Here is a 26,844-nt window from a genome sequence, read left to right as displayed (position 1 = left end):
CGTCGTAGCCGTCGCGGCGACTCCTTCTAGCCGTGGCGTGATCTTGAGGCAGTACTTCGGTGGGAACCGCATTACCGGAACGCGCCGCCGGCACTCTGAACGCTATCGTTTCCACGACCAAATAGCGCGCGCGTTGCGGTTTCCATCTTCTTTTTTCAATCGCTTTTCGGGAGATTTCCCCATGCGTCATTTCCGCTTCCTCGGTTGCCTGGCGGCGCTACTGCTCGGCCTGCTGTCGACCTCGCCCAGCTTTGCCCAGGACACCAAAATCAAATTCCAGCTGGACTGGCGCTTCGAAGGACCGGCCGCCCTGTTCCTGGTGGCCAAGTCCAAGGGCTACTTCGCGCAGGAAAAACTGGATGTCACCATCGACGCCGGCAACGGCTCCGGCAATGCGGTCAACCGCGTGGCCTCCGGCACCTATGACATGGGCTTTGCCGACATGGCCGCCCTGATGGAATTCACCGCCAACAATCCCGATGCCCCGGACAAGCCGGTGGCCGTGATGATGGTCTACAACGACACCCCAGCCGCGGTGTTCTCGCTCAAGAAATCCGGCATCAAGAAGCCCGCCGACCTGGCCGGCAAGAAGCTGGGCGCACCGGTGTTCGACGCCGGCCGCCGCGCTTATCCGATCTTCGCCAAGGCCAATGGGCTCGATGCCAGCAAGGCGCAATGGACCAGCATGGACCCGCCGCTGCGCGAAACCATGCTGGCACGCGGCGACGTGGATGCCATCACCGGTTTCTATTTCACCTCGCTCCTGAACCTGAATGCGCGCGGCATCAAGGATGAAGACATCAACGTGATGATGTACCCGGACTACGGCGTGCGCCTGTACGGCAACACCATCATCGCCTCCGAAACCATGGTCAAGCAGAAGCCCGAAGCCATCAAGGGCTTCCTGCGCGCCTTCGCCAAGGCCAGCCGCGACGTGATGGCCAATCCGGAAGCCGCCATCAAGGTCCTGAAGGAACGCGATGGCCTCATCGATGAAAAGCTGGAACTGCGCCGCCTGAAGCTGGCCATCGCCAGCGCCATCGCCACACCGCACGCCAAGGCGGAAGGCTATGGACAGGTCTACAGCCCGCGCCTGACGCTCATGGCCTCGCAAGTCTCGGACGCCTACGGCACCAAGACCCGCGTCAACGCCGACAAGATCTGGAATGGCAGCTTCCTGCCGAGCAAGGCCGAGCTGGACGTGTTCCCCAAGTAAATCATTTATATCGTTTACCAAATTCATCCTTGACTGAAGCATTCATGAGCGAACCCTTCGTCGATTTCCGCCACGTCTACCTGGCCTATGATGGCGCCGCCGAATTTGCGGTGGAAGACATCGACCTGCAGACCCGCGCTGGCGAATTCATCGCCATCGTCGGGCCGTCCGGCTGCGGCAAGTCCACCTTCATGAAGCTGGCCACGGGCTTGAAGCAGCCCAATCGCGGCAGCGTCGTCATCAATGGCCAGACGGTCACGGGGCCGCTCAAATTCGTGGGCATGGCCTTCCAGGCCCCGACCCTGTTGCCCTGGCGCACCACGCTGGAAAACGTGCTGCTGCCGCTGGAGATCGTCGAGCCCTACCGGCGCGAGTTCAAGCAGAAGAAGGCCGAGTACACAGAGCGTGCGCTCAAGCTGCTCAAGACCGTGGGCCTGGATGGCTATGCCGACAAATTCCCGTGGCAACTCTCGGGCGGCATGCAGCAGCGCGCCTCGATCTGCCGCGCGCTGATCCATGAGCCCAAGATGCTGCTGCTGGACGAACCCTTCGGCGCGCTCGACGCGTTCACCCGCGAAGAGCTATGGTGCGTGCTGCGCGACCTCTGGGCCGAGCGTCGCTTCAACGTCATCCTGGTCACGCACGACCTGCGCGAGGCGGCCTTCCTGGCCGACACCATCTATGTGATGAGCAAGCGTCCGGGCCGCATCGTGGTGCGGCGGGAAAACCCGCTGCCGCGTCCCTGCCCGCTGGAAACCACCTATACCGACGGCTTCAACGCGCTGGTGCATGAACTGCGCGAGCACATCGGCCACGTGCGCAATACCTGACCCTCACCAGGCCCGGCCAAGGAAACTCATGAAAACTCCGTTCAACGGCAAACTCAACCGCGCCGCCACCACGCTGGCGCCCTGGATCCTGCTGCTCGCCATCCTGGGCGTGTGGCAATTCATCTGCAGCGTGTGGCAGGTCTCCGACTTCATCTTTCCGAGTCCCGCTTCCATCCTGCAGGCCATGGTGGATTACGCCGGCCCGATCACCGAACATGCGCTTTCTACCTTTTGGGTCACCATGGTGGGCTTTGCCATTGCCGTGGCGGTCGGTGTGACGCTGGGCTTCGTGATCGGATCTTCACCCGTGCTGTATGCCGCCGCCTATCCGCTCATGACGGCCTTCAATGCCCTGCCCAAGGCGGCCTTCGTGCCGGTGCTGGTGGTCTGGTTCGGCATCGGCGCAGGGCCGGCCATCCTCACGGCTTTCCTGATCTCCTTCTTCCCCATCATGGTCAACATCGCCACTGGCCTGGCCACGCTGGAACCCGAACTGGAAGACGTCTTGCGTGTGCTCGGCGCGCGCCGCATGGACATCCTGCTCAAGGTCGGCCTGCCGCGTTCGATGCCGTATTTCTTCGCCTCCCTGAAGGTGGCCATCACGCTGGCCTTCGTGGGCTCGACCGTGTCCGAGATGAATGCCTCCAACCAGGGCATCGGCTACCTGCTGGTCTCGGCCGGCTCCTCGATGAAGATGCCGCTGGCCTTTGCCGGGCTGGTGGTGATCGGGGCCATGGCCATGGCCATGTACGAGCTGTTTGCCATCATCGAGAAACGCACCACCGGCTGGGCGCATCGGGGAAAATGAGGTAAATCGGGCCGTAACGCCGCAACAGGGGCGCAAAACCCGGCAAAAGCGGTATGCGGCGCGGCGCAATTTGTCTATGATGTCGCGCGTGCGAGCCGCAGGGGCGCTCGCGGCGGCCGCAGGCACGCGGACCGCGTTGCATTTCGACATGACCACATTCATCACCACAGGGAAATCACGTGAGCGCAGTTCCACTCCGTCTTGAAATCAGCCATGTGCGCAAGGCCTACCCGGGCGTGCTGGCCAATGACGATGTCAGCCTGGCGGTGGCGCCCGGCGAGATCCACGCCGTGCTCGGGGAGAACGGCGCGGGCAAGTCCACCCTGATGAAAATCATTTTCGGCGCCGTCAAGCCGGACGCCGGCGAACTGCGCTGGAACGGCGAGACCGTGCAGATCGCCAATCCACAGGTGGCGCGCAAGCTGGGCATTGCGATGGTGTTCCAGCATTTCTCGCTGTTCGATACGCTGACCGTGACCGAGAACATCGCCCTGGGCCTGGATGCCAAGACCGACCTCAAGGAACTGGCCGAACGCATCACCCGCACCGGCGAAAAATACGGACTGGAACTCGAACCGCAGCGCCACGTGCATACGCTGTCGGTCGGTGAACGCCAGCGCGTGGAAATCGTGCGCGCGCTGCTGACCGAACCGCAATTGCTGATCCTGGACGAGCCGACCTCGGTGCTCACGCCCCAGGCGGTGGAAAAACTGTTCGTCACCCTGCGCCGCCTGGCCGACGAGGGTTGCAGCATCCTCTACATCAGCCACAAGCTCGACGAAATCCGCGCGCTGTGCCACAGCGCCACCGTCATGCGCGGTGGCCGCGTGACCGGCAACTGCGATCCGCGCAATGAAAGCAGCGCCAGCCTCTCGCGCATGATGATCGGTGACGAACTGGTGCGCCTGCAGCGCGAACGCAATCCCGATTCGCTGCGCAATGAGCGCAAGCTGCACGTCAATCGTCTCTCGCTGCCCAAGGCGCATCTGTTTGCCACCGAACTGAAGGACATCGAATGCGAAGTGCGCGCCGGTGAAATCGTCGGCATCGCCGGGGTCTCCGGCAATGGCCAGCAGGAATTGCTGGCGGCGCTCTCGGGCGAAGACCAGCGCGCTGCGCCCAACATGATCATGCTGGCCGGCAAGGCCGTAGGCGACCTCTCGCCCAATCCGCGCCGCGCGGCGGGCCTGGGCCTGGTGCCGGAAGAACGCCTGGGGCGCGGTGCCGTGCCCGGGCTTTCGCTCACGGCCAACATGCTGCTGTCGCACCAGAAAGCGCCCTACGTGAAGCGCGGCATGATTGACTTCGGTTTTACGCGCCGTGCTGCGGCCTCCATCATCGAACGCTTCAAGGTCAAGGCAGCCGGACCGGATGCACCGGCCAAGAGCCTCTCGGGCGGCAACCTGCAGAAATTCATCGTCGGCCGCGAAATGGAACGCAAACCCGCCGTCTTCGTGGTGGCCCAGCCGACCTGGGGGGTGGACGTCGGTGCCGCCGCCCAGATCCACGGCGAAATCTTGAAACTGAAACAGGAAGGTTGTGCAGTGCTGGTGATCTCGGAAGAACTTGACGAATTGTTCGCATTATGTGATCGCCTGCACGTCATCGCCAAGGGACGTCTGTCGCCCTCCATCCCCATCGAGCAGGCCACGCGCGAACAAGTGGGTGTGTGGATGAGCGGTCTATGGGACGAACCAGCAGCCGCTGCGGCGGAGGTGAACCATGGCTGAACGCATGAGCTTCCCGCTGCGTCTGGAACTGCGCGGTGCGCCGTCCAAGACCATGACTTATCTGTCGCCGGTGATCGCCATCGTCGCTACCCTGTTCCTGGGGGCGTTGCTGTTCCTGGCACTGGGCAAGGATCCGCTGGCGGGTCTGAAGGTATTCCTGATTGATCCGTTCAACGGTAAACGCGCCATCAGCGAGCTGCTGCTCAAATCCGTGCCGCTGATCCTGTGTGCGCTGGGGCTGGCGGTGTGCTTCCGCGCCAGCATCTGGAACATCGGTGCCGAAGGCCAGTTCACGGTCGGCGCGCTCTGCTCGGGCGCCATGCTGGTGTGGCTGGATGTGCCGGGGCACGGCATTTCCGGCGGCATGGGGCTGGTGCTCATGATTGTGGCCGGTGTCATCGGCGGTGCCTTGTGGGCGGCCATCACGGCTTACTTGCGCGACCAGTTCAACGCCAATGAAATCCTGGTCTCGCTGATGCTGACCTATGTGGCGCAGCTGCTGCTGATGTGGGCCGTCAATGGTCCGCTGAAGGATCCCAACGGCATGAACTTCCCGCAGTCGAAGGTGTTCTCCGGCGAATTCATGCTGCCCATGCTGATGTCGGGCACGCGCCTGCATATCGGCTTTGCGGTGGCCATCGTCGCGGCCATCCTGATGGCGATCTTCATGATGCGCAGCCTGCGCGGCTTCTCGCTCATGGTCGGTGGCGTGGCACCGCATGCGGCGCGCTATGCGGGCTTCTCGGCACGGTCGGCCTTGTGGGTCTCGCTGCTGATCTCGGGGGCCTTTGCCGGACTGGCCGGGGCCTTCGAGATCGCCGGTCCGATCGGGCAGCTGTTGCCGTCGGTGTCGCCGGGCTATGGTTTCGCCGCCATCATCGTGGCCTTCATCGGCCGCCTGCATCCGGTGGGCGCCATCCTGGGCGGGCTGATCATGTCGCTGCTGTACCTGGGCGGCGAGCTGGCGCAGTCGCGCCTGGGCCTGCCCTCGGCCATCACGGGCGTGTTCCAGGGCATGCTGCTGTTCCTGCTGCTGGCCTGCGATACGCTCATCGATTACCGCCTGGCGTGGAAAAAGAAAGTCTAAGGAATCAGGACAGGACATGGAACAACTCGCTCCTCTCATCGCAGCCTCCATCAATGCCGGCACGCCCCTGCTGCTGGCGGCCATCGGGCTGTTGATCAATGAACGCTCCGGCGTGCTCAACCTGGGTGCCGAAGGCATGATGCTGGTGGCGGCCATCGCCGGCTTTGCGGTCGGCTATGCCACCAAGAGCCCGCTGCTCGGCTTTGTTGCCGGCGCCGTCTGCGGCATGCTCATGGCGACGCTCTTCGCCTGGCTGGCGCTGCGCCTGGCCACCAACCAGGTCGCGACCGGCCTGGCACTGTCGATCTTCGGGGCTGGCCTGTCGGCCTTCGTCGGCCAGCGCTTTGTCGGCCTGGCGCTGCCGGCGCAACCGAATTCGATTCCGCTGCTGGGTGATATTCCCTTCCTCGGCAAGGCCCTGTTCCACCAGCACTGGATGAGCTATGTGGCCTTCGCGCTGTGCCTGGCCAGCATCTGGTTCCTGTATCGCACACGGGCCGGACTGGTGCTGCGTGCAGTGGGCGAGTCGCCGGAATCGGCGCATGCGCTGGGCTATTCGGTGCGTGGCATCCGCTATCTGGCGCTGCTGTTCGGCGGTGCCTGCTGCGGCCTGGCGGGTGCTTACATGTCGCTGGTCTATACCCCGATGTGGGTCGAGGGCCTGGTGGCCGGACGCGGCTGGATCGCGCTGGCCCTGACCGCCTTCGCCACCTGGCGTCCGGCACGGGTCTTGCTGGGTTCGCTGCTGTTCGGCGGCGTCACCATCGCGCAGTTCTACCTGCAGGGCATGGGCGTGACGGTACCCTCGCAGATCCTGTCGATGGCCCCGTACCTGGCCACCATCGTGGTGCTGGCGCTGATCTCGCGCAACCCCGACTGGATCCGCCTGAACATGCCGGCCTCGCTGGGCAAGCCGTTCCGTCCGGGCGCTTCCTGAACCATTTATACCGTTTAAATCGTTTATATCATTTAAATCGTTTATTCCGTTTTTGTAGCAGCACCTGCATTTATCCACTGACCTTGAGGGAGAACACAATGAAGATTTCGCGCAGGGCATCCTTGACGATGCTCGCCACCTTGGCGGCCGCAACCCTGATCGGTTGCGGCAAGAAGGAAGAACCCGCTGCCGCCGCGCCCGCTGCTGCGCCGGCTGCTGCTGCACCGGCGGCTGATCCGCTGAAGGTGGCCTTCGTCTACATCGGCCCGGTGGGCGACGCCGGCTGGACCTTTGCGCATGACAAGGGCCGCAAGGCGGTCGAAGAAAAATTCGGCGACAAGGTCAAGACCACCTTCGTGGAAAACATTCCCGAATCCGCAGCGGATGCCGAGCGCGTCTTCCGCCAGCTGGCCACCGATGGCAACAAGCTGATCTTCGGCACCACCTTCGGCTACATGGAAGCGATGCTCAAGGTCGCCAAGGAATTCCCGGATGTGAAGTTCGAACACGCCACCGGCTTCAAGACCGCCGACAACCTGGCGCAATACGACGTGCGCACCTATGAAGGCGCTTACCTGGCCGGCGTGGTCGCGGGCAAGATGAGCAAGTCCGGCAAGCTGGGCGTGGTGGCCTCGGTGCCGATTCCCGAAGTGATCCGCAACATCGACTCCTTCACCCTGGGTGCGCGTTCGGTCAACCCGAAGGCCACCACCGCCGTGGTGTGGGTCAACAAGTGGTTCGATCCGGGCAAGGAACGTGAAGCCGCCACCACCCTGATCGGCCAGGGCGTGGATGTGCTGATGCAGAACACCGACTCCGCGGCCGTGGTGCAGACCGCGCAGGAAAAGGGTGTGTATGCCTTCGGCTGGGACAGCGACATGACCAGCTTCGGCCCCAAGGCCCACCTGGCTGCTTCCATGATCAACTGGGGCGTGTATTACACGGCGCGCGTGCAAGCCGTGCTGGATGGCTCGTGGAAGAGCAGCACCAGCTGGATCGGCCTGAAGGAAAACGGCATCGACCTGGCCGCCTTCAATCCTGAACTGCCGGCCGACGTGAAGTCGCTGGTGGAAGAGCGCAAGAAGGGCATCGTCGACGGCTCGGCCCCGATCTGGAAGGGTCCGATCAAGGACAACGCCGGCAAGGAAGTGCTGGGCAAGGACGCCGTGGCCGATGACGGCTTCCTGCATGGCATCAAGTTCTACGTCGAGGGCGTGGACGGCAAGGTACCGGGCTGATTGCCGGTTTCCTCACCCGGCGCTGCTGTCAGGCGCCGGGGCAAGCTTGATGAAGACCGCTGGCATCGCGAGGTGCCGGCGGCTTTTTTTTGGCAAAGTGCGCTTTCGCCGGGTTACTTTTCTCTCAGAAATCTTCACGGCTGCAACTTTTGCCGAATCTCCGAACAGTCTTGGCCGCCTTACTATCGGCTCGCCGAAAACCCCCGCTCCACCGCTATCGCAGCCGCATCCAGCCTGTATAATGCACAGCCAAACCGGGTGGAAAGCCTGCATTTTCCTTCACTTTCCGCCGCATTGAACTACAGGATTTATGCAAAAAACGCGCAAACCGATCGAAATCAAAATTTCCACTGTAGTTGCCATTTCGGCAATCCTGCATGAAACCGATCCGACTTCGCTGGAAAAAGCCCTGAAGGAAATGACTGGCGGCGTCGCCGATTTCTTCGAGGACGAATTCGCGGTACTGGACATCGGCACCCTGGATGCAGCGGCCGCTGCGGCCATCGACTGGAGCGCCGTGGTGGCCCTGTTCAAGCGCTTCCGCTTGAATACCGTGGCCGTACGCAATGCGCCGGAAGAGTTGCACGGCGGCATCGTCGCCCAGGGCCTGGCCATCGACAACTCGGCCGTGGCCGGTGCCGGCACCGCCAATGCACGTGCGCAGGAGGCGGCAGCCCAGCAGGCCGAGCCGGCACCGACACCGGTAGCCGCCCCCGCAGCACCTGCAGCTCCCGCTGCGCCCGCTCCCCAGTCCGCCCCGGCTCCGGTGGCCAACACCGTGGTCATCGACACCCCGGTGCGCGCCGGCCAGCGCATCTATGCGCGCGGTGCCGACCTGGTGGTGCTGGCCGTGGTCAACAACGGTGCCGAGCTGATCGCCGATGGCTGCATCCACGTCTATGCACCGCTGCGCGGCCGTGCCCTGGCCGGAGCGTCGGGCAATACGACCGCGCGCATCTTCGCCGCTTCACTGGAAGCGGAACTGGTTTCCATTGCGGGGGTCTATCGGACCTTCGAGAACGGTCATGCGCCCGAACTCGCCGGCAAGCAGGTGCAGGTGCGACTGCAGGGCGAACGCATCGACGTGCTGCCGATGGCGGCATCGTAAGGCTGCGGCGTAAATCATTTAAACGAATCCAGCCGGAACCGCCGGCGTACTGTTCTTCTTAAGGAGTTTTTCGTGGCAAAAATCATCGTTGTGACTTCGGGTAAGGGCGGCGTCGGCAAAACGACGTCCAGCGCCAGTTTCGCATCGGGCCTGGCCATGCGCGGCCACAAGACGGCCGTGATCGACTTCGACGTCGGTCTGCGCAACCTGGACCTGATCATGGGCTGCGAGCGCCGCGTGGTCTACGACCTGATCAACGTGATCAACAAGGAAGCCACCCTGAACCAGGCCCTGATCAAGGACAAGCACTGCGACAACCTGTTCATCTTGCCGGCCTCGCAAACCCGCGACAAGGACGCCCTGACCGAAGAAGGCGTGGAGCGGGTCCTCAACGACCTCGCCAAGATGGACTTCGAATACATCATCTGCGACTCCCCGGCCGGCATCGAGCACGGTGCGGTGATGGCACTGACCTTCGCCGACGAAGCCATCGTGGTCTCCAACCCCGAAGTGTCGTCGGTGCGCGACTCGGACCGCATCCTCGGCATCATCCAGGCCAAGTCGCGCCGCGCCTCCTCGGGCGGCGAGCCGGTCAAGGAGCACCTGCTCATCACCCGCTACTCGCCCAAGCGCGTGGAAGACGGCGAGATGCTGTCCTATACCGACGTACAGGAAATCCTGCGCATTCCCCTGATCGGCATCATCCCCGAATCGGAAACCGTGCTGCAGGCCTCCAACCAGGGCTCCCCCGCCATCCACATGAAGGACAGCGACGTGGCCCAGGCCTACCAGGACGTGGTATCGCGCTTCCTCGGCGAGACCGTCGAGCTGCGTTTCACCACCTACGAAAAGCCGGGCTTCCTGCAGCGCATCTTCGGAGGTAAGTGACATGTCCCTGCTTTCTTTCCTGTTCCCCAGCAAGCCCAAAAGTGCGGTGGCGGCGAAGGAGCGGCTGCAGATCATCATCGCCCGCGAGCGTTCCAACGGCCGCCAGGGCCCGGACTTCCTGCCGGCCCTGCACAAGGAACTCATCGAGGTCATCTCCAAGTACACCAAGGTCAACGCCGACGACATCAAGATCTCGCTGGACCGCCAGGGCAACCTGGAAGTGCTGGATGTGAACGTGGTGCTGCCTGACAGCGACGTACCGGCTGCCTGAGCGCACATACCGCACTCTGCATGAAGAAAAGGGCAGCTTCGGCTGCCCTTTTTGCCAATACGGTCCACCACACCCGGGCTCTGCGCGTTGACTGCCTTTTACTGCTGCCCTGAACTGATGCAATGAAAATCGGGATCCTTTCCAAAGACGCCGATACCGTGACCCTGGTCACGCAGCTGGCCGATCGCCATGACTGCCAGGTCTACAGCGGCGTCGAAGGCTTTGCCGCCGCCTGTGCCGACCGCGCCAACCTGGTCGTGCTGGATCTGGACGACCTGCAGCGGCATCAGCATGCGGTCACCATGCTGGTCCAGCAGCACCGTCCGCCGGCGGCCTCGAAGGCGCGGCCGGTAGTGTTGCTGCTGTGCACGCCGGCCCATCAGCACTGGCTGCGCAACCTGCGCATGGCGGGGGCCGATGATTTCCTGGTCAAACCGGTGGACCGCCAGGAACTGGCCCTGCGGCTGGACTTGCTGCTGCTGGCCGCGCAGCCCTATGAAGCCCCGCCCAGCGTTGTGGAAGCCGGCGGCTTCATGGTCGACCTGGCGCGCCTGCGCATCACCCATCCCGAGCGGCCCGACCTGGATGCCACGCTCACCCGCAAGGAAGTCGAACTGGCACTGCTGTTCATGCAGCACCTGGGACGCCCGCTGTCGCGCGCCTTCCTGCAGGAACGCATCTGGGGGGCCGAACCGGACACCCCGACCCGCACCATCGATACCCACGTCTCGCGCATCCGCACCAAGCTCAAGCTGCATCCGGGCAATGGCTACCAGCTGGCCACCGTCTATGGCTACGGCTACCAGCTGGAGCGGCTGGAATAACACGCAGTGAACCTTCGCGCAGGCCAGCCGGCGAGTGTTGCATCGGCACCCCGGCCATCTGCGCCAAGCCTGATCCATGTCAGGGACATATACCGATTATCAGGGGCCGTCCCAACCCGAGTGTGGGCAAAGAGTATAATTATTCCCAAAACCGGGGCCGAATCTGTCTGATTTTGTACGAATTGCATTGTTTCGTACGCTTTCATTCAGTTTCACAGCCATAGAAGTGCAATTTCCCAGCTCATCGGCACTGCTGCCTTATAGTCGATTCCTCCATGCATTTGCTCGCCGTCGGACTCAACCACACTACCGCGCCGGTCTCGCTGCGCGAGAAAGTGGCATTCCCCGCTGACCAGATCGGTCAGGCGGTGGCGTCCGCGCGTGCGTGGTTTGGCGGCAATGACAAGATCGTGGCCGCGGGCGAAGCCGCCATCCTTTCCACCTGCAATCGCACCGAGCTGTATGCGGCTGCGGCCGCCGGGCAAGACGGGGTGGAATTCGCCATCGACCGTACCGCGCAGTTCCTGGCCGAGTATCACCACATTCCCTACGCCGACCTGCGTCCCTACCTGTATTCGCTGCCGCAGGACAATGCCGTGCGCCATGCCTTCCGCGTCGCCTCCGGGCTGGACTCGATGGTACTGGGCGAACCGCAGATCCTGGGCCAGATGAAGGATGCGGTACGCCAGGCCGATGCGGCCGGTGGCCTGGGCACCTATCTGCACCAGCTGTTCCAGCGCACCTTTGCGGTCGCCAAGGAAGTGCGCAGCACCACCGAAATCGGCGCGCACAGCGTCTCGATGGCCGCCGCTGCCGTGCGCCTGTCGCAGCGCATCTTCGATTCGATCTCCGGCCAGAACGTGCTCTTCATCGGTGCCGGCGAGATGATCGAACTGTGCGCCACGCACTTCGCGGCCCAGAATCCCAAGACCCTGACGGTGGCCAACCGCACCATGGAGCGCGGCGAAACCCTGGCCCATCGCTTCAGCGGCCGTGCCATCCGCCTGGCTGACCTGCCGGCGCAGCTGGCCAACTTCGACATCGTGGTCTCCTGTACCGCCTCGCAGCTGCCAATCATCGGCCTGGGGCTGGTGGAACGGGCCGTCAAGGCACGCCGCCACAAACCCATCTTCATGGTCGACCTGGCCGTGCCGCGCGATATCGAGGCTGAAGTCGGCCGCCTGGATGACGTTTTCCTCTACACCGTGGACGACCTGGCCTCGGTGGTGCAAAGCGGCGTCGAAAACCGCCAGGCTGCAGTCGCCCAGGCCGAAGCCATCATCGAAACCCGGGTGCAATCCTTCATGCACTGGATCGACAGCCGCGCCATGGTGCCGCTGATCCAGGACCTGCATGAAACCGGCGAGGCCCTGCGCCTGGCCGAACTGGAGCGCGCACGCCGCATGCTGGCCAAGGGTGAGGATGTGGAAGCGGTGCTGGACGCCCTCTCCAAGGGCCTGACCGCCAAGTTCCTGCACGGCCCGCAACAGGCCCTGCATCACGCCCAGGGCGAACAGCGCAGCCAGCTGGTCTCGCTGCTGCCGCAACTGTTCCGCGCCAAGCGTTAGCGCCTCTCCCGCCGCGCTGGCCGCTGCCTGCGGCTGGCAACCTCGCGCCGTCGCCGACGGCTGCCGTCGTCCCCCTCATTGCTGACCGATACTGACTTCCCGACCTCATGAAACCCTCAATGCTCGCCAAACTCGACCAGCTCGCCGAACGGCTGGAAGAGCTCAACAGCCTGCTGGCCCAGGAAGATGCCACGTCCAGCATGGACAACTTCCGCAAGATGACCCGCGAACACGCCGAACTGGGCCCGCTGGTAGCGCTGTACCACGACTATGTGCAGGCCAGTGAAGATATCCGCACCGCCGGCGAGCTGCTGTCAGACCCCGACATGAAAGCTTTCGCCCAGGAAGAAATCGATGGCGCCAAGGCCCGCATGGAGGCGCTGGAGCTGGATCTGCAGAAGATGCTGCTGCCCAAGGATCCCAATGATGAACGAAACATCTTCCTAGAAATCCGCGCCGGAACCGGAGGTGACGAATCGGCCCTGTTCGCCGGCGACCTGCTGCGCATGTACACCCGCTATGCAGAACGCCAGCGCTGGCAGGTGGAGATCGTCTCGGCCTCGGAATCGGAACTGGGCGGCTACAAGGAAGTGATCGCCCGCATCGCCGGCTTCGGCGCCTACTCGCGCCTGAAGTTCGAATCCGGCGGCCACCGCGTGCAACGCGTGCCGGCCACCGAGACCCAGGGCCGCATCCACACCTCCGCCTGCACGGTGGCCGTGATGCCTGAAGCCGATGAAGTCGAGGATGTGGACATCAACCCGGCCGACCTGCGCATCGACACCTATCGCGCCTCCGGGGCTGGTGGGCAGCACATCAACAAGACCGATTCGGCGGTGCGCATCACGCACTTGCCGACCGGCATCGTGGTGGAATGCCAGGACGACCGCAGCCAGCACAAGAACAAGGCGCAGGCCATGAAAGTGCTGGCAGCCCGGATCAAGGACGTGCAATTGCGCGAGCAGCAATCCAAGGAAGCCGCCACCCGCAAGTCCTTGATCGGCTCGGGCGACCGCAGCGAGCGCATCCGCACCTACAACTTCCCGCAGGGGCGCATGACCGACCACCGCATCAACCTGACGCTCTACAAGCTCGATTTCATCATGGATGGCGACCTGGACGAACTGACCAATGCCCTCATCACCGAGCACCAGGCTGAACTGCTGGCCCAGCTGGGCGACGACTGAGGCCACCGGAACCAAACCGGGGGTATCCGTTCAGAGTGCCTTTGCCTGCGCGGGCAGCATGCACGCAGGCCCGGACTTCTCTACAATCGCGTCATGGCAAAAAAACCGCCGGATCATCCGCGTGGTCCCGCCCATCGAACTGCCCCGACGCATTCCCACATTAATGAATCTCTGAATCCTCAACCATGAAATCATCCAAAGCGATTTTCCTGCTGGTGGCGCTGGTGTGCGCTGCCCTGCTGGGCGTTGCCATGTACCTGCAGATCGTCGAAGAAATGCAGCCCTGCCCGCTGTGCGTCATCCAGCGCTACATGTTCGTGCTGGTCGGCGCCTTCGCCCTGATCGGTGCCCTGATGCCCGAAGCCGCCCGCCGCGGCAGCGCCGGCCTGGGCCTGCTGGCCGCGCTGGCTGGCGCCGGCACCGCGATCTGGCATCTGTACGTAAAGGCGCATCCGGGTGTCTCCTGCACCACCGATCCGCTGGAAACGGCGCTCAACCAGCTGCCCACAGCCAAGCTGTGGCCGCAGATGTTCACCGCCGACGGCTTCTGCTCGGCCCCCTGGCCCCCGGTGTTCGGCCTGCAGATCCCGACCTGGTCGCTGATCTGGTTCGGCGTGCTGGCCCTGGTGCTGGCCGTGCAACTGTTCAAGCGCGCCCCGCGCACCACCATCTGGAAGTGATGGAGCCGCTCTCCAGCTATGCCGGCTGTACGCTGGCCACCGTATTGAAGACGGCGCCGCTGGAGCCGCTGGAGAACCGCATCCTGCTGTGCCACGCGCTGCGCATGACGCGCGTGCAACTGATCACGCAATCCGAACGGCGGCTCGATGCCGCTGAATCGGAGGCGCTCACGGCCCTCTACACCCGTCGTCTGCGTGGCGAGCCGATTGCCTACATCATCGGCCAGCGCGAATTCTATGGACTGGACTTGCGCGTCACGCCGGATGTGTTGATCCCCCGGCCCGATACCGAGCTGCTGGTGGAACTGGCCATGGAAAGATTGCCGCAAGGCGCGGCGCTGCTGGACATGGGGACCGGTTCGGGGGCGATTGCCATCGCCATTGCCCATACGCGGCCCGATGCGGTAGTGACGGCACTGGATGCCAGCGCTGCTGCCCTGGCTATCGCACGCGAAAATGCCACGGCCAACCAGGTCCGCGTGACGCTGCTGGAAAGCGACTGGTACGCCGCCCTGCCCGAGGATCAGCGCTTTGCGGTGATCGCCTCCAACCCGCCTTATATCGTCGCAGGGGACGTCCATCTCTCCCAGGGCGACCTGCGCTTCGAACCGGTCGATGCGCTCACCGATCACGCTGATGGCCTGACCGACCTGCGCAGCATCATCGACGGCGCACCGGCGCATCTGCTGCCCGGCGGCTGGCTGCTGATGGAACATGGTTACGACCAGGCCGCTGCGGTGCGCGGACTGCTCTCCGGCACCGGCTTCAAGGAAGTCCGGAGCTGGCGCGACCTGGCCGGTATCGAACGGGTCAGCGGCGGCCGCCTGGCCTGATCCGCTGACCGTTTCTGGCCTTCCTCCTGCTCTCTCAGGCCGCCCGCTTGCCGCCTCCTTGCGGCGAATGCGGCTGCTGTGAGGATCCCTGTTCGAGCTGTGCCAGCAAGGCGGCCTGTTTCTGCATGGCCGCTTTCAGATGGCGTTCCTTCACGTGGCCATAGCCGCGAATCTCTTCCGGAATGCGGGCCACGGCGACCACCTGTTCCAGGTTCTCGGGCGTGAGCTTGGCCAGCAGGCGTGACAGGGTGGCACGGTACTCGCTGATCAGCGCCCGCTCCTGCTTGCGTTCCTCGGTGTAGCCGAAGGGATCGAAGGCCGTACCCCGCAGGAAGCGCAGCTTGGCCAGCACGCCGAAGGCCGACATCATCCAGTTGCCGAAGGCCTGCTTGCGCAGGTGTCCCTGCTCATCCCGCTTGGCCAGCAGAGGCGGGGCCAGGTGGAAGCGCAGCTTGTAATCCCCCTCGAACATGCCGGCGATCTTGGCGCGGAAAGCGGGCTCGGTATAAAGGCGCGCGACTTCGTACTCATCCTTGTAGGCCATGAGCTTGAACAGATAGGTCGCCACCGCGCGGCTCAGTTTGAGGCCGCGTGCCGCCTCACCCAGCGTGCTCTCGCGCGCACGCACTTCTTCCACGGCATCGCGATAGCTGCGCGCATAGGCGGCGTTCTGGTAATCGGTGAGGAAGGCCACGCGGCGTTCCACCAGTTCATCCAGGGTCGGCGTGCGCTTGAATTCGATCACCTGGGCCGTCATGCCATTGCGGCCTGCGGCGGCCAGTACGACCTCGACATCGTGCGCGGCCACGCGGCCCCAGGCGAAGGCCTGCTTGTTGAAATCCACCTGCAGCGCGTTGAGTTCGATGGCGCGCAACAGGGCCGCTTCCGACAACGGTACCCAGCCCTTTTGCCAGGCATAGCCGAGCATGAACATGTTGGTCGCGATCGCATCGCCCATGAGCGCCGTCGCAATGCGGCCGGCATCAATCAGTGAAAGATTGTCGCGGCCGCAGGCCTTGGCGATCTCGCCTTCGCTGGAGGCAGTGGGGAATTGCCAGTCCGGATTGCGGACGAACGCGGCAGTTGGCATCTGCGTCGAATTGACCGCTGCATGGGTACGCCCCTCGCCCATGCGCGAGAGGGCATCGCGGCCTGCAGTGACGATGACGTCGCAGCCGATGACCAGGTCAGCCATGCCGGTGCCCACGCGGGTGGACTGGATGTGCGCCGGGTCCTCGGCCACGCGCACGTGCGACATCACGGGCCCGCCCTTTTGTGCCAGCCCGCTCATGTCGAGCACCGAGCAGGCGCGGCCTTCGACGTGCGCCGCCATGGCGATGATCTGGCCAATGGTGATCACGCCCGTGCCGCCCACGCCGGTGACCACGATGCCATAAGGCTGGGCCAGCCCCGGCAGGACCGGTTCCGGCAGTGTCGGCAAGACCGGACCCGATTGCGTCTTGGCGCGTACCGGCTTCTTCAGCTGGCCACCTTCCACCGTCACGAAGCTGGGACAGAAGCCGTTCACGCAGGAATAGTCCTTGTTGCAGGAAGACTGATTGATCTGGCGCTTGCGGCCGAACTCGGTTTCCAGCGGCTCCACCGACAGGCAATTGGACTGCACGCTGCAATCGCCGCAGCCTTCGCACACCGCCTCGTTGATGACGGCGCGCTTGGCCGGGTCGGGATAGGCATTGCGTTTCCGACGACGGCGTTTTTCCGAAGCGCAGGTCTGGTCATAAATCATGGCCGACACACCGGGCTGTTCACGCAGTTCGCGCTGCACGGCATCGAGTTCGCTGCGATGGCGGATGGTCACGCCCTCGGCCCATTGGGTGCCGGCCGGATATTTGTCCGGCTCATCGGTGACCACGATGATGGGCCGCACGTTTTCGGCCGCCAGCTGGCGCGAGATCATGGCCGGATCGAGCGGGCCATCGAACTCCTGGCCACCGGTCATGGCCACCGCATCGTTGTACAGGATCTTGTACGTGATATTGACCTTCGCCGCGACCGAGGCGCGCACCGCAAGCAGGCCGGAATGGAAGTAGGTGCCATCACCGAGGTTGGCGAAGACGTGTTTTTCCGTCGTGAACGGCGCCTGTCCCACCCAGGTCACGCCCTCGCCGCCCATGTGGGTGAAGAGGCTGGTCTCGCGGTCCATCCAGGTGACCATGTAATGGCAACCGATACCGGCCAGGCCACGGCTGCCATCGGGCAATTTGGTGGAGGTGTTGTGCGGGCAGCCCGAGCAGAAATGCGGCACGCGGTCCTTGTCGGGATCGGGCTTGCTGCTGATGTTGAGGGCCGCTTCCTTGGCTTCGAGATAGGCCACGCGGGTGCGCACACGCTGCTCCACCGGATGGCCGGCGAAGTAGCGCGAGATGCGCGTGGCAATCGCGCGTGCGATCTGCGCCGGATTGAGTTCATAGGTGGCCGGCAGCAGCCAGTTGCCATGGCCTTCGCGCTGCGAACCGCTCCATTCTCCGGTGTCATCGAATTTGCCGACCACGCGGGGTCGAACATCGTCGCGCCAGTTGTAGAGTTCTTCCTTTAACTGGTATTCAAGAATCTGGCGCTTCTCCTCGACCACCAGGATCTCGTCCAGACCCTGCGCGAATTCACGCACGCCTTCGGCTTCCAGAGGCCAGGTCATGCCGACCTTGTAGAGACGGATGCCGATGTCGGCGGCGACCTGTTCATCGATGCCCAGGTCTTCCAGCGCCTGGCGCGTATCGAGGTAGGACTTGCCGGCAGTGATGATGCCGATGCGCGCACGCGGACTGTCCCAGATAATGCGGTTCAACTTGTTCGCACGTGCGTAAGCGAGGGCGGCATACCATTTGTAGTTGATCATGCGCGCTTCCTGGCCCAGCACCGTATCCGGCATACGGATGTTGAGACCATCGGGCGGCAGTTCGAAGTCCGGTAACTCTATCTTCACGCGCTCCGGATCGATCATCACCGACATGCCCGATTCGACCAGGTCGGTCACGCATTTCATTGCCACCCACAAGCCGGTGTAGCGGCTCATGGCCCAGCCATGCAGGCCGTAGTCGAGATACTCCTGCACCGACGACGGATAGAGCACCGGAATGCCGCAAGCCTTGAGGATGTGCTCGCTCTGATGTGCGGCGGTAGAGGACTTGGCGGCATGGTCATCGCCCGCGATCACCAGCACGCCGCCGTGTTTGGAGGTGCCTGCCATGTTGGCGTGCTTGAAGACATCGCCGCAGCGATCGACCCCCGGGCCCTTGCCGTACCACAGCGAGAACACGCCGTCGTATTGCGCGCCCTTGAAGAGATTGACCTGCTGCGTGCCCCACACACTGGTGGCAGCCAGGTCTTCATTCATGCCAGGATGGAATTTGACCTGTTTGGCTTCCAGGTATTTGCGCGCCTTCTCGGCGGTCTGGTCGACCGAGCCCAGGGGCGAGCCGCGATAGCCGGTGATGAAGCCGGCGGTGTTCAGGCCCGCGCGTTCATCGTATTGCCGCTGCAGCATCGGCAGGCGGATCAGCGCCTGAATGCCGGTCATGAAGACGCGGCCGCGCTCCAGTGCATATTTGTCGTCCAGCGATACATCGTCCAGCAGCAGGCGTTGCCCGGCGGGTAGGGGTGCGTTCATGTGGTCTCCGTGCCAAAAATCTTGTTTTTGCCTTGCACATGCTCCCGCCAGTCACGCCCCGCACCCTGTCGCTGTGCAGTTACGCTGATCTGTCGGGAATCGGGAACACGTCAGTCTTGTGAACCGGGTGTCTTCAAGTTGTGGGGTCAAGTTAGCACAAGGGTGACCGGCCCGCTACGCGCGCCGCAGCAGGGTTTCCGGGCTTTTTTGTCTTGCGGGAAACTGTTTCCGCAAGTCCTGCGGCATTCACGGCATTGCGGAGAAGAAAATGCCGGAAAGCGAAAAACAACAACATTTCCGGCTGAAAAAAAAGGGCTGCGGACGCCCCAAGTGTTACAAGCAAGACGTGAATGTAACAGCCCGTAAAAGCCGTTGGACCAGCTCGGCCGCTGACGTTTAATAGACCTCACTTGAACAGCGATTGATTGGTATCCGTTACTGTGCAAGGTTCCTCCCCTCTAGTGTTGAAAGCACCACTAGCTCGCGGATCCGGCCTCCCCTGTCGGATCCGCTTTTTTTATGTGCGCTTCTGCCGGGCACAAAAAAAAAGCCGGACGCATGTCCGGCTTTCCTGAGCGCTTGCTTGCAGCGATGTCATCTTCAGCGATTGGGCGGGAAATTGGTCTCGCCCGGCACCAAGGTATTGGCCGGCAGGGCCTCCTGCTGCTTGAGCCGCTCGTAGAGCGGCGTGAAGTCCGGCGCGGTATCGTTGAAGAGCTGTTCGAAATCCTTGATCACGAAATAGGTCTCCTGATAGGTGTCGATCTTGTAGAGCGTGCGCATGATGCGCTCCACTTCAAACGGCACGCGACGCGGCTGGTCGCTGGAGAGGCAGTACTCGACTTCGCCGCCCGAGGACAGGATGCCGGCACCATAGATGCGCAAACCCTCCTTGCTCTGGATCAGTCCGAACTCGATGGTGTACCAGTACAGGCGCGCCAGATAGGCCAGCCCGTCGAGCTTGAGCGCCTTCAGGCCACCCTTGCCGTATTCCTGCAGGTGGTTGGCGAAGATCGGATTGAACAGCAGCGGCACATGGCCGAAGAAGTCATGGAACAGATCAGGCTCGACGATGTAATCGAACTCGTGCTCTTCACGCAGCCACACGGTGACCGGGAAGCGGCGATTGGCCAGGTGCTCGAAGAAGGTATGGTCCGGCACCAGGCCCGGCACGGCCACCAGCTCCCAGCCGGTGGCCTTGAAGAGCGCTTCGGTGGTACGGTCAAAGCGCGGGATGCCTTGCGAGACATCGAGCGCCTTCAGGCTGTCGATGAAGACATCACAGGCGCGGCCGGGAATCAACTTGGCCTGGCGTTCATAGAGACGACGCCACAGCGCGTGCTGGGCGGGCGTGTAGCCCTCCCAGTTCTGGGCCACGACGTAGTTGGCGTCGGCCTGGCTGTAGTCGCCGCGCAAGGCTCCGCTATCGGACTTGGTGGCGACGGTGGCGAAGAAATCATCGGTGTTGGGATTGGTGCTCATGGCATACCCGTTATCAAAGTGAGGCGCATATTATGCGCTCCCGGCACGGGATGGTCATGTGCGTTCGCGCAAGCAGCGCGTCAGGCAGCAGGCGGCGGCGTGCCGTCGTCCTTCTTTTTGGCACCGATGCCGGTCACGCGCGCGCCCCATTTCAGCAGTGCCTTGAAGTTGGCCTTGACGATATAGTCCAACATTGCAACTTGCTCTTCCAGCGCTTCCTGGAACACCGTGGCCGAGTTGGCAGGCTTGATCTTGAGGTAGGCATCGGCCTCGCCATAGTCGCGATGGATTTCCATGCCAGCCTTCTTGGCAATGTGCATCATCACCTTGTTGGACGAGAGACAGTGCATGTACAGCGTATCGACATCGGCATTGCGACAGTGCATCGAAGCACGCATGAACAGGCGCGTGCCCACACCGAGCCCACGCGCGGCAGCCGTCACCGAGACCCCGAACTCGGCCACCACCGGCTTGATGGTGGCACCGCTGATGCGCGTACTCTCCTTGGGCGCGAAGGCCAGGTGGCCGACACCGAGCAGTCGCAAGCGACGGTCATAGACGCCGAAGACGGTATCGCGCTCGAAGTTGATGCCCTCCACGTAGCGCGTCACCATCTCATCGGAGAGCTTGGAACCGAAGCGCAGCAGGCGATCCTTCTCTTCCAGCGCGAGGAAATGGCGCAGCAGGTGGCGGCGCGCACGCGGCGAGAGCTCCTTGACGAAGACGTTGGGCTTGTCCTGCTTCTCCGGCTGTACAGGCGGCAAGCCGGATTGCTGGCCACGCAAGCGCTGGAGGAGACGGGACAGGGGATGGCTCATCGTGACGTTTCCTCAAGACTGCGCCGGACGATGCTGCTCGACATAGGCCGCCACTTGCGCGGTACGTGCCGCCAGGATGGCCTCAGGAATGAGTTGCGGCTGTGCCTGCTGCTGCGCGATGGCGCCGGCATCGATGGCCTGCGCGGCCTGCAGTGCGCCTTCCAGATAAGCCGCCTGCGGGAAGGGCTGCAACTCCAGCCCGGTGCGGCCGCGATGGTCGCATTCCGAGGCGCGCAGCATGTCGACGAAGCGCTGCGGTTTGCGGAAGGCATCGCACCGTGCGAAGAACTTGACCAGGGTATCGGGACGCATCTCGAAGGAGCGTCCCACATTGCCATGTTCGCGCGCCGTCATCAGCGCCAGGTCACGGCATTCGCCGGGCACCTTCAGGCGCGTGCAGACGTCTTCGGCCAAACGCTCGCTGCGCGCTTCATGGCCATGATGGCGCGGCCAGATCTCGGGTGGCGTGGTGCCTTTGCCGAGGTCGTGCAACAGCGCGGCAAATCGGATCGGCAATGAAAAATTCTGCGCGGCGGCCCAATCGACCACCAGCATCACATGAACACCGGTATCGATTTCGGGATGCCATTTCTCCGGCTGCGGTACGCCCCACAGCGCATCGAGTTCGGGCAGGATGCGCTGCAAGGCGCCGCAGGCGCGCAAGACCTCGAACATGCGAGACGGCTTGTGCTCCATCAGGCCGCGCGCAAGTTCCTGCCAGACGCGTTCAGGCACCAGCGCATCCACCTCGCCCTCTTGCACCATGCGCTGCATGAGCGCATTGGTTTCCGGGGCCACCGTGAAATCGGCGAAGCGCGCCGCAAAACGTGCTACGCGCAGGATGCGTACCGGATCTTCGACAAAGGCCTCGGAGACATGGCGAAATACGCGCGCCTCAAGATCGGCACGGCCGTGATACGGATCGACCAGGGTGCCATCCTCATCCTGCGCAATCGCATTGATGGTGAGGTCGCGGCGCGCGAGATCGTCTTCCAGCGTCACATCGGGTGCGGCATGGAAGGCGAAGCCCTTGTAGCCGGGCGCGGTCTTGCGCTCGGTGCGGGCCAGGGCATATTCCTCGTGGGTATCGGGATGGAGGAACACCGGGAAGTCCTTGCCGACCGGGCGGAAACCCAGTTCCAGCAGCTGCTGCGGCGTGGCCCCCACCACCACGTGATCGCGGTCCTTCACCGGCAGGCCCAGCAAGCCGTCGCGCACTGCGCCGCCGACGGTGTAGGTCTTCATCGGCTGCGCCTCACTGGTGGTCCGGAAGGATTTCCTTCTCGGCCAGCGCCTCGGCGATCCAGCGCGCCACCGCCGGGTGCTCGCGCACACGGTCGGCATAGGCTTGCAGGGCCGGAGCCAGCGGCACCTGGTAGCTGACGAAGCGCATCACCACCGGTGCATAGAAGGCATCGGCAATGGAGAAATCGCCGAAGAGGAATTCATGATGGCCGAATTGCGAGAGGCACTCTTCCCAGATCTCGCACACGCGCGCGATATCGGCTTGTGCGTCGGCGGTGCGCCCCTTGCCGGGGTAGCGGCCACGGATGTCCATGCTCATGGCCGTGCGCAGGCCAGTGAAACCGGAGTGCATCTCGGCACAGATGCTGCGCGCGATGGCACGGGCATCGGTGCGGGCCGGCCACAGGTGGCGGTCAGGGAATTGCTCGGCCAGATATTCGCAGATGGACAGCGAATCCCAGATCGCGATGTCGCCATCGAGCAGCACCGGCACGCGGCCCGAGCCGGTGTAGCGGGCGATCTCGCCGGCGGTCTCGGGCTGGTCCAGCAGCACGCGCACTTCCTTGAAAGGGATATCGAAAGCCACGGCGGTGACCCACGGGCGCATCGACCACGAGGAATAATTCTTGTTGGCGATCACCAGGGTGGGCATGTGGCGTCCGGCCTTTTGCAGGGTTTCGGACAAGACCGGATCCAGTTCTGTATCTTGCATGTGAGCTCGTTTCTCGAAGATCAATGTCGCGGCGACTGAACCATTCAGCGTCGCGCGGTGCTACGGAAAAAGTCGAATTGCTGTTGCGGGCTGCGCGGCAGGAGATAGCCGGGAATGACGTCTTCCAGTGCGCGCGGCGTGAGCTGCAGCTCGGGGGCGATGGGGCCGTGCAGGACATTGTCCACCTTCATCGAGGCGACATTGTCGCGGCTCATCAGCTTGCCCGGCAGGTGTTCCAGCGCGAAGGCCTGCAGCCAGCCGGCCGCATCGGGCAAGCCGATCACCGGACGCGGATGGCCGCTGTACCAGCCCGACAGGCGCACCAGTTCACGCAGAGAATATTGCTTGGGCCCGCCCAGCTCGAACACCTTGCCGCCCAGGCGCGGCAAGGCCAGCGCATTGACGAAGGCCTGTGCCACATCACCCACGTAGACCGGCTGGAAGCGCGCATCAGGGCTGCCCAGCGGAATCACCGGGAACAGGCGGTTCAGGCCGGCGAACATGTTGATGAAATTATCGCCCTCGCCGAACACGACCGACGGACGGAAAATGGCCACATCGAGCGCCGGCGAGGCCAGCGCTTCCTGTTCGCCGGCCGCCTTGGAACGCAGGTACATCGACGGCCCCTGGGCATCGGCGCACAGCGCGCTCATGTGCAGGTAGCGCGGCACGCCCTGCTGCACGCAGGCGGCCACGATGCGGCGCGGCAGCAGCACGTGCTGGCGTTCGAAATCCGGACCATAAGGAGCACCGCCACGCGCCGGACGCGATTGCAGGATGCCGACCAGGTTGATGACCACGTCCGCCTCGGCTACCAGGCGCGCCAGCACGGCATCGTCATGGATGTTGGCCTGGACCACGCTGACCACGGGCGAGACCAGCAGATGCTTGGCGCGCTCGTAGCGGCGCGTGGGCACCATGATGCGGTAGCCGGTGGTGCTGCCCAGCAGTTCGATCAGGCGGGTGCCGATGAAGCCGGAACCGCCGATGACGAGGATCTTCTTGACTGCCATTTGTCTCTCTCCGATTTCCAGGGGGAACCGCTGGCCGCCGCGTCAACGAGGGACGACGGCCGCGGCGATGGGATCAGGGCAGGTCGGTGGCGACGTTGGCATTGGGGGCCACCGTACCCATGCGCTGCTTCAGCGATTGCGGGCGGTTCTCGAACATGGCCGCATAGTAGGTCGCATTGGACATCACGTTCTTGACATAGCCCCGGGTTTCATTGAAAGGGATGATCTCGGCGAAGATCGCCCCTTCGACCGGACGCGGCAAGGTCGCGCGCCAGGTGCGCGGACGGCCGGGGCCGGCATTGTAGCCGGCGGTGGCCAGGGTTTCCGAGCCTTCCAGGTTGTTCAACACCATGTCCAGATAGCTGGTGCCCAGCAGCAGGTTGGTGTTGATGTCATTGACCTGGTCAGCCGTGAATTCGGTCATCCCGATCTTCTTGGCAACGAACTTGGCGGTGGCCGGCATCAGCTGCATCAGGCCGGAAGCGCCCACATGCGAACGGGCCGACTTGATGAAGCGCGACTCCTGGCGGATCAGGCCATAGACCCAGGCGTTCTCCATGCCCAGCGGTCGCGTGGCCGCATTCATCTCGGGCAGGTGCGGTGCCGGGAAGCGCTGGGTGAAATCGAACTCGGTCTTGGTGCGGTCGGAGGTGTTGACCATGCGGTCCAGCACATCATTCTGGCGTGCGTATTCAGCGGCGGCCAGCAACTGGCGGTCGGTCATGTTGCGCAGTTCCCAGTTCCATTCGCGGATGGCTTCGAAGCGCAGGTTCAGCTGATAGAACTTGAGCGAACGCTTGAAGCCGGCGTTCTGCGAATACAGCGCCACTTCACCGGCACCCGGCGGGGTCGGGCCGGGCGGAATGGTGATCTGCTGGCCCAGCTCTTCCAGCGCCAGCTGGCCATAGAAGCTGAAGTTGGGCGCGATCGATTCGAACAGGCGGCGTGCGGCCTCGTTCTGGCCTTCGGCCTTCAGGGCACGGCCGAGCCAGTAGACCCAGGCGGTGTCGCTGCGCAGCGGGGCCGGCATGGCTTCGATGGTCTTGCGTACGGTCTTCCAGTCGCCGTCGCGCAGGGCCATGCGGACCTTCCATTGCATCGCATCCTGGGTCAGCGGCGCGTCCTTGGCTTTGCGCCAGTAGTCCGAGGCTTCCGGTGCCAGCTTGTAGGATGCGGCCAGGGCGATCTGTGCCCAAGCCTGTGCGACTTCCTGCGAGCTCATGTTGCGGCCGGCATCGTTGAGATAGGTCGCGGCCTGGGACGGATTGGTCTTGGCGATGCGGCCCAGCGCGATGATGTAGAGCTGGTGGTTCACCGGGCCACGGCCCGGTCCCTTGGCCAGCATCACCGCCGGACGATCCATCACCTGGGTCACGCTGACATCGCCGCTGTCGACCAGCACCGCCGCACGGCGGGCCACGGTGGCATTGCCGTTCTCGGCGGCCTGGCGGATCTGGAACCAGACGTCGGCATCACTGAACTGGCCGTTCTGCGCCAGGGTGGCAATCAGGTCGCTGCAGCCCTGGCCGTAGTCCTTGGGATTGCTCAGCAGGGTGCGCGCCTCCTCGGCGACATTGGCCCCCTTGAGCGCGCGCGAGTTCAGGGCGAAGCACTTGACCTGGGTATCATCATTGAGCACGAACTTGGGGTACTGCTCATCGAAGACGGCCCAGTTGCCGGTCTTGCCCAGGGCCAGCAGCCAGTCGTTGCGCAGGCGATCAACGATGGCCTGGCCGTCCCAGCGTGCCAGGAAATCGCGGATCTCCTGCTCGCTGGCGCTGTAGTCGCGCACGCGCGGCTTGAGCCGGTAGTAATCGACATAGGACGCCAGCTCATAGCCCGACAGCCGCGAGGCCAGGTCTTGCGCCAGCGCGGCGTTGTCGCTGGCGGCCGCCTGGCGCAGGGCCAGGAAAATATCGTCAGGAGCGGCGTCCGGGGCCACGCGCTTCTGGGCGTGGGCGGCGGGCGCAGCGGTGAGCATGGCGCCGGTCGCCAGCGCCAGGGGGAGCGCCACGGAGGCGGCCAGCGCGCGCAGGCGCTGGTTGAACGGATGATTCTTCGGACGCATACTCATGCAAGCTTCTTCATGCAGATTGTTGGAACAAATAATGAACCCAAGCATAGCACGCGATACGCCCCCTCCACCGACGGAACAGGAGGCGGCCGCCCTTCACAAACAGCGCCTGCGCGCAGAGCTGCTGGCGCGCCGCAAGGCCCTGCTTGACGAGGACAAGATCGCAGCCGATGCCATCATCGGGCAGCGGGTACTGGACTGGTGCGCCACGTACGCCATCCACAGCCTGGCGGTTTACCAGCCGATCCGGCGCGAACCGGATCTGTCTGCGGCCTATAACGCGCTGGCCGCGCGCGGGGTGCACCTGTGCCTGCCGGTGGTGGTCGATAAAGATTCGGCGCTGGAATTTCGCGCCTGGCAGCCTGGCGATCCTCTGGAAAAGGATGGGATGGGCACACTCGTGCCACCGGCCGGGACCACCATCGTGCAGCCGCAGGCCTTGCTGATTCCTTGCCTGGGTGTCAATGCGGGGGGATGCCGTCTGGGCTATGGCGGCGGCTTCTACGACCGCACGTTGGCGGCCAGTCCGCGGCCGCTGGCGGTGGGGGTCTGCCACGGCTTCGGACGGGTCGAATTCGAAGCGCAGGCGCACGACATCGCGCTGGATGGCGTCATTTTCGACGATATATGAAGAAAAAAGCCGGACCCAGGTCCGGCTTGGAAAGGC

Annotated in this window: 24 protein-coding genes; 17 read left to right on the top strand and 7 right to left on the bottom strand. The window is 63.6% G+C overall.

What is annotated here, in order from left to right; genetic code table 11:
* Positions 1–181 precede the first annotated feature (181 nt).
* From ACWHXP_RS23690 to prmC, 16 genes are all read left to right on the top strand, one after another.
* Entirely contained in the window at positions 182–1,216 is a 1,035-nt protein-coding gene (locus ACWHXP_RS23690) for an ABC transporter substrate-binding protein (RefSeq protein ID WP_489634912.1), read from the top strand.
* A 44-nt stretch (positions 1,217–1,260) separates the two neighbouring features.
* A complete protein-coding gene (locus ACWHXP_RS23685; RefSeq protein WP_034332722.1) occupies positions 1,261–2,046 on the top strand; it encodes an ABC transporter ATP-binding protein in 786 nt (261 codons plus the stop codon).
* A 28-nt stretch (positions 2,047–2,074) separates the two neighbouring features.
* Positions 2,075–2,854, top strand: a complete 780-nt coding sequence (locus ACWHXP_RS23680; RefSeq protein ID WP_051057499.1) for an ABC transporter permease — start codon at positions 2,075–2,077, stop codon at positions 2,852–2,854.
* Positions 2,855–3,033: 179 nt separating this feature from the next.
* On the top strand, positions 3,034–4,584 hold the full coding sequence (locus tag ACWHXP_RS23675) for an ABC transporter ATP-binding protein (protein WP_034332724.1): 1,551 nt from the start codon (positions 3,034–3,036) through the stop codon (positions 4,582–4,584).
* On the top strand, positions 4,577–5,671 hold the full coding sequence (locus tag ACWHXP_RS23670) for an ABC transporter permease (RefSeq protein WP_413458012.1): 1,095 nt from the start codon (positions 4,577–4,579) through the stop codon (positions 5,669–5,671). Before ACWHXP_RS23675 ends, ACWHXP_RS23670 begins: the two co-directional genes overlap by 8 nt.
* Before the next feature lie 16 nt (positions 5,672–5,687).
* Positions 5,688–6,608, top strand: a complete 921-nt coding sequence (locus ACWHXP_RS23665; RefSeq protein WP_034332726.1) for an ABC transporter permease — start codon at positions 5,688–5,690, stop codon at positions 6,606–6,608.
* Positions 6,609–6,706: 98 nt separating this feature from the next.
* Positions 6,707–7,846, top strand: coding sequence for a BMP family ABC transporter substrate-binding protein (locus ACWHXP_RS23660; protein ID WP_039783680.1), 1,140 nt, complete (start codon positions 6,707–6,709; stop codon positions 7,844–7,846).
* The gene (locus ACWHXP_RS23655) at positions 7,847–8,227 is read left to right on the top strand and encodes a hypothetical protein (RefSeq protein ID WP_489635889.1); all 381 of its coding nucleotides are present in this window, start codon (positions 7,847–7,849) and stop codon (positions 8,225–8,227) included. It abuts the gene before it with no gap.
* The gene (minC, locus tag ACWHXP_RS23650) at positions 8,157–8,954 is read left to right on the top strand and encodes a septum site-determining protein MinC (protein WP_121040610.1); all 798 of its coding nucleotides are present in this window, start codon (positions 8,157–8,159) and stop codon (positions 8,952–8,954) included. Before ACWHXP_RS23655 ends, minC begins: the two co-directional genes overlap by 71 nt.
* A 72-nt stretch (positions 8,955–9,026) precedes the next feature.
* Positions 9,027–9,842, top strand: coding sequence for a septum site-determining protein MinD (gene minD, locus ACWHXP_RS23645; protein WP_489623933.1), 816 nt, complete (start codon positions 9,027–9,029; stop codon positions 9,840–9,842).
* 1 nt (position 9,843) lies between these two features.
* On the top strand, positions 9,844–10,113 hold the full coding sequence (minE, locus tag ACWHXP_RS23640) for a cell division topological specificity factor MinE (protein WP_006465131.1): 270 nt from the start codon (positions 9,844–9,846) through the stop codon (positions 10,111–10,113).
* Positions 10,114–10,235: 122 nt separating this feature from the next.
* Positions 10,236–10,937, top strand: coding sequence for a winged helix-turn-helix domain-containing protein (locus ACWHXP_RS23635; RefSeq protein WP_489634913.1), 702 nt, complete (start codon positions 10,236–10,238; stop codon positions 10,935–10,937).
* 275 nt (positions 10,938–11,212) lie between these two features.
* A complete protein-coding gene (gene hemA / locus ACWHXP_RS23630; RefSeq protein ID WP_121040612.1) occupies positions 11,213–12,505 on the top strand; it encodes a glutamyl-tRNA reductase in 1,293 nt (430 codons plus the stop codon).
* A 107-nt stretch (positions 12,506–12,612) separates the two neighbouring features.
* Complete coding sequence (gene prfA, locus ACWHXP_RS23625) at positions 12,613–13,692, top strand: peptide chain release factor 1 (RefSeq protein ID WP_034331945.1); 1,080 nt, start codon at positions 12,613–12,615, stop codon at positions 13,690–13,692.
* A gap of 185 nt (positions 13,693–13,877) precedes the next feature.
* Positions 13,878–14,372, top strand: coding sequence for a disulfide bond formation protein B (locus ACWHXP_RS23620; RefSeq protein ID WP_489634914.1), 495 nt, complete (start codon positions 13,878–13,880; stop codon positions 14,370–14,372).
* On the top strand, positions 14,372–15,205 hold the full coding sequence (gene prmC, locus ACWHXP_RS23615) for a peptide chain release factor N(5)-glutamine methyltransferase (protein WP_489623934.1): 834 nt from the start codon (positions 14,372–14,374) through the stop codon (positions 15,203–15,205). The genes ACWHXP_RS23620 and prmC overlap by 1 nt, the downstream gene beginning before the upstream one ends.
* Positions 15,206–15,239: 34 nt before the next feature.
* Here the strand turns inward: prmC and ACWHXP_RS23610 are convergent, their stop codons facing one another.
* The 7 genes from ACWHXP_RS23610 to ACWHXP_RS23580 all read right to left on the bottom strand — a co-directional run bounded on the left by ACWHXP_RS23610 (position 15,240) and on the right by ACWHXP_RS23580 (position 26,177).
* The gene (locus ACWHXP_RS23610) at positions 15,240–18,833 is read right to left on the bottom strand and encodes an indolepyruvate ferredoxin oxidoreductase family protein (protein ID WP_489634915.1); all 3,594 of its coding nucleotides are present in this window, start codon (positions 18,831–18,833) and stop codon (positions 15,240–15,242) included.
* Positions 18,834–19,433: 600 nt separating this feature from the next.
* Entirely contained in the window at positions 19,434–20,315 is an 882-nt protein-coding gene (gene phhA / locus ACWHXP_RS23605; protein WP_489623936.1) for a phenylalanine 4-monooxygenase, read from the bottom strand.
* An 80-nt stretch (positions 20,316–20,395) separates the two neighbouring features.
* Positions 20,396–21,133 (bottom strand): GNAT family N-acetyltransferase, encoded by a 738-nt coding sequence (locus ACWHXP_RS23600; RefSeq protein ID WP_489623937.1) that lies wholly within the window; start codon positions 21,131–21,133, stop codon positions 20,396–20,398.
* A gap of 12 nt (positions 21,134–21,145) precedes the next feature.
* Positions 21,146–22,378: a multifunctional CCA addition/repair protein gene (locus ACWHXP_RS23595; protein WP_489634916.1), complete on the bottom strand. Its 1,233-nt coding sequence runs from the start codon at positions 22,376–22,378 to the stop codon at positions 21,146–21,148.
* A gap of 10 nt (positions 22,379–22,388) precedes the next feature.
* Positions 22,389–23,090, bottom strand: a complete 702-nt coding sequence (locus ACWHXP_RS23590; protein ID WP_034331932.1) for a glutathione S-transferase family protein — start codon at positions 23,088–23,090, stop codon at positions 22,389–22,391.
* A 44-nt stretch (positions 23,091–23,134) separates the two neighbouring features.
* A complete protein-coding gene (locus ACWHXP_RS23585) occupies positions 23,135–24,103 on the bottom strand; it encodes a complex I NDUFA9 subunit family protein (RefSeq protein ID WP_039783660.1) in 969 nt (322 codons plus the stop codon).
* A 73-nt stretch (positions 24,104–24,176) separates the two neighbouring features.
* Complete coding sequence (locus ACWHXP_RS23580) at positions 24,177–26,177, bottom strand: lytic transglycosylase domain-containing protein (RefSeq protein ID WP_489634917.1); 2,001 nt, start codon at positions 26,175–26,177, stop codon at positions 24,177–24,179.
* A gap of 34 nt (positions 26,178–26,211) precedes the next feature.
* On the opposite strand from ACWHXP_RS23580, the gene ACWHXP_RS23575 reads away from it, so the two are divergent.
* Entirely contained in the window at positions 26,212–26,808 is a 597-nt protein-coding gene (locus tag ACWHXP_RS23575) for a 5-formyltetrahydrofolate cyclo-ligase (protein WP_489634918.1), read from the top strand.
* Positions 26,809–26,844: the final 36 nt, after the last annotated feature.

Source organism: Herbaspirillum sp. Her2, assembly GCF_057961375.1.
The sequence above is the reverse complement of the archived record's forward strand: the minus strand, read 5'-3'. Positions and strand labels throughout refer to the sequence as shown.

Excerpts from the sequence above, each read along its gene's own strand:
- ACWHXP_RS23680 (WP_051057499.1), top strand. The coding sequence starts at position 2,075 with ATGAAAACTCCGTTCAACGGCAAACTCAACCGCGCCGCCACCACGCTG.
- ACWHXP_RS23610 (WP_489634915.1), bottom strand. The coding sequence starts at position 18,833 with ATGAACGCACCCCTACCCGCCGGGCAACGCCTGCTGCTGGACGATGTA.
- prmC (WP_489623934.1), top strand. The coding sequence starts at position 14,372 with ATGGAGCCGCTCTCCAGCTATGCCGGCTGTACGCTGGCCACCGTATTG.
- ACWHXP_RS23580 (WP_489634917.1), bottom strand. The coding sequence starts at position 26,177 with ATGAGTATGCGTCCGAAGAATCATCCGTTCAACCAGCGCCTGCGCGCG.
- minE (WP_006465131.1), top strand. The coding sequence starts at position 9,844 with ATGTCCCTGCTTTCTTTCCTGTTCCCCAGCAAGCCCAAAAGTGCGGTG.
- ACWHXP_RS23575 (WP_489634918.1), top strand. The coding sequence starts at position 26,212 with ATGAACCCAAGCATAGCACGCGATACGCCCCCTCCACCGACGGAACAG.
- minC (WP_121040610.1), top strand. The coding sequence starts at position 8,157 with ATGCAAAAAACGCGCAAACCGATCGAAATCAAAATTTCCACTGTAGTT.
- ACWHXP_RS23685 (WP_034332722.1), top strand. The coding sequence starts at position 1,261 with ATGAGCGAACCCTTCGTCGATTTCCGCCACGTCTACCTGGCCTATGAT.
- ACWHXP_RS23600 (WP_489623937.1), bottom strand. The coding sequence starts at position 21,133 with ATGAGCCATCCCCTGTCCCGTCTCCTCCAGCGCTTGCGTGGCCAGCAA.
- prfA (WP_034331945.1), top strand. The coding sequence starts at position 12,613 with ATGAAACCCTCAATGCTCGCCAAACTCGACCAGCTCGCCGAACGGCTG.
- ACWHXP_RS23585 (WP_039783660.1), bottom strand. The coding sequence starts at position 24,103 with ATGGCAGTCAAGAAGATCCTCGTCATCGGCGGTTCCGGCTTCATCGGC.
- ACWHXP_RS23690 (WP_489634912.1), top strand. The coding sequence starts at position 182 with ATGCGTCATTTCCGCTTCCTCGGTTGCCTGGCGGCGCTACTGCTCGGC.
- ACWHXP_RS23660 (WP_039783680.1), top strand. The coding sequence starts at position 6,707 with ATGAAGATTTCGCGCAGGGCATCCTTGACGATGCTCGCCACCTTGGCG.
- phhA (WP_489623936.1), bottom strand. The coding sequence starts at position 20,315 with ATGAGCACCAATCCCAACACCGATGATTTCTTCGCCACCGTCGCCACC.
- ACWHXP_RS23595 (WP_489634916.1), bottom strand. The coding sequence starts at position 22,378 with ATGAAGACCTACACCGTCGGCGGCGCAGTGCGCGACGGCTTGCTGGGC.
- ACWHXP_RS23670 (WP_413458012.1), top strand. The coding sequence starts at position 4,577 with ATGGCTGAACGCATGAGCTTCCCGCTGCGTCTGGAACTGCGCGGTGCG.
- ACWHXP_RS23620 (WP_489634914.1), top strand. The coding sequence starts at position 13,878 with ATGAAATCATCCAAAGCGATTTTCCTGCTGGTGGCGCTGGTGTGCGCT.
- ACWHXP_RS23665 (WP_034332726.1), top strand. The coding sequence starts at position 5,688 with ATGGAACAACTCGCTCCTCTCATCGCAGCCTCCATCAATGCCGGCACG.
- hemA (WP_121040612.1), top strand. The coding sequence starts at position 11,213 with ATGCATTTGCTCGCCGTCGGACTCAACCACACTACCGCGCCGGTCTCG.
- ACWHXP_RS23635 (WP_489634913.1), top strand. The coding sequence starts at position 10,236 with ATGAAAATCGGGATCCTTTCCAAAGACGCCGATACCGTGACCCTGGTC.
- ACWHXP_RS23590 (WP_034331932.1), bottom strand. The coding sequence starts at position 23,090 with ATGCAAGATACAGAACTGGATCCGGTCTTGTCCGAAACCCTGCAAAAG.